The sequence below is a fragment of the Stieleria sp. genome, from assembly GCF_041595215.1.
GTDB lineage: Bacteria > Planctomycetota > Planctomycetia > Pirellulales > Pirellulaceae > Stieleria > Stieleria magnilauensis.
Map to the genome: position 1 here is coordinate 1 of NZ_JBFHKV010001268.1, position 2,211 is coordinate 2,211.

Annotated in this window: 1 protein-coding gene; it reads left to right on the plus strand. The window is 60.4% G+C overall.

Going from position 1 to position 2,211, the window contains the following annotated elements:
* Nucleotides 1-2,211, plus strand: a 2,211-nt coding sequence (locus tag ABX749_RS30415; protein WP_372899341.1) for a CARDB domain-containing protein, incomplete at both ends; no start/stop codon positions are given.

Sequence of the window (2,211 nt, forward strand, 5' to 3'; positions counted from 1 at the left end):
CAGCCGGATCTGGTCGTCAGCGAAATCAATGCACCAGCGGTTGCCACCGGAGGCGACTCCGTCACGATCAGCTGGACCGTCGACAACCGTGGACTGGCAGATGCCGACACGGGAGCTTGGCTTGATCGCGTCTACCTGAGCGACCATCCCGATCCCAAGGCCGAAGGCGCCCGGACGTTGCTGTTGGGCGAAAAGCGTCGCGGGTTGCCGCTCGCCAGGGGAGCCTCTTACACCGCGTCGATCGATGTCGACCTCGCGCCAGCCGCCAGCGGACAATACATCGTTGTCATCACCGACGACGATTTGCCGCCTCAGCCATCGATCGACCTTTCAGGTTTCTTCCCCGACGCGTCGACTCCGACCGAGTCGTACGTGCCCGTCCAGGAAGTTGACGAAACGAACAATGTCACTGCGGTGGCGACAACCATCCATGCCGCAGCGGCAAACTTGAAAGTCGTCGAGTTTGACTTGCCAACCGACGCCAAATCTGGCGAAGAAGTGACGTTTCGCTACACCGTCGAAAACATCGGCGAGCATCCGGTCTGGAGCGGCACGACGTACTGGAAAGATTTTTTGTGGCTTACGCCCGACACCACGTTCATCCGCGAACGGGCGTCGTACTTGGGGGCTTCGATTCACGCGCCCGCCGAAACGATTGATCCGGGCGACCGATACACCGTCAGCTTCACCACGACCCTGCCCGAAGGCACCGGCGGTGATTATTCGCTGTGGGTTCATTTGAATGCCAATAACGACCGATCGCCGCTGCTGTTTCCCTATCAATCGCGGTTGCTGTTGACCGATTGGTTTTCGGCCATCGAAGGCGACAACGACGTTTGGAGATCACATTTCGGGCACTGGGCCTATGAAGATCCCGGCGACAACCTCGCCCGCGCCGACTTACCGATCCGGTACGAAGAAGCCGATCTGACGATCACGGATCTTCAAGTCCCCGCATCCACCACCTCCGGCGCAACCGTCGAACTGGTCTACACGGTCCAGAACACGGGTTCCCGAAAAACACGCGTCGATTCCTGGTCGGACCGTGTGTTTCTTTCTCGTGACGCGTCGCTGGACAATTTCGATACGGAACTTGCATCGACGTCGCACCTCGGTTCGCTGGAGCCGGGTGAGTCCTACACCGGACGTCTGTCGTTCCAGATCCCCGCAGGCATCGAGGGAGAGTTTAATCTGCTGCTGTTCACCGATTCGGCCGCTAAGCAAGACCGTTCGGGACGGCCGAGCGACATCGGGTTCCGAAGGGTCGGGATCGAGTTTGAACTTCCCGGCGTGCTCGCGCCGTGGGATCTGGCGTCGGCAGCCGCCCGCGAATCGGCACGCGGTGAAGTCTCGGAGTATCAACGCGAAGGCAACAACATCGCCGTGCGAGCATTATTGATCCGCCTGTCCGATCTGCCGGACTTGCAGGTCTCGACGATCAGCGGTCCAGTGCGAGCGGATCGCGGACAAGAAATCGACGTCAGCTACACCGTCACCAACCACGGCGGCGACACGGTTGGTGGGCAAAGCGACTGGACGGACCTGCTGTACCTTTCACGCGACACCTTCTTGGATCTGGCCAGCGACATCTACTTGGGATCGTCAGAACACAACGGTGGCTTGGCGGCCGGCGCGTCCTACCAAAACAACACCTCCGTTTCGTTGCCGGCCGGACTGACCGGTCCCTACTACTTGTTCGTGATCAGCGACCCAGATCGATTTGATGCGACCGGTGATGTGTTCGAAGGCCCAAACGAGCGCAACAATGCCGCCTCCCCCGCAACACCGATGGTCATCGAGTTGCCCGATCCGGTGGACTTGCAAGTCACCGAGATCGTGGTCCCGCACGATGTCACCGCCGGCACACCGACGCAAATCCAGTGGACGGTGACCAACACCAGCGACGTGACGGTTTCAGGGCGTTGGTCCGACAGTCTGTTTTTCAGCAGCGACGCGACGTGGGACATTCATGACGCGGCGGCCGGACGTGCCGAATTTCGCGGGACGCTGGCACCCGGTGAAAGCTACACCTCGACCCTGGAAGTCGTCACGCCGCCGCTGACGCCGAGCAGCTATCGAGCCATCGTCCGCGCCGACATCTTTGATCAAGTCTACGAGGACGTCGGCGAAAGCAACAACCAGACCGCGTCGGCGTCGACGATGCAACTGACCGTGCCTTCGTTGACGTTGGACGTTCCGCTGGAAACCACG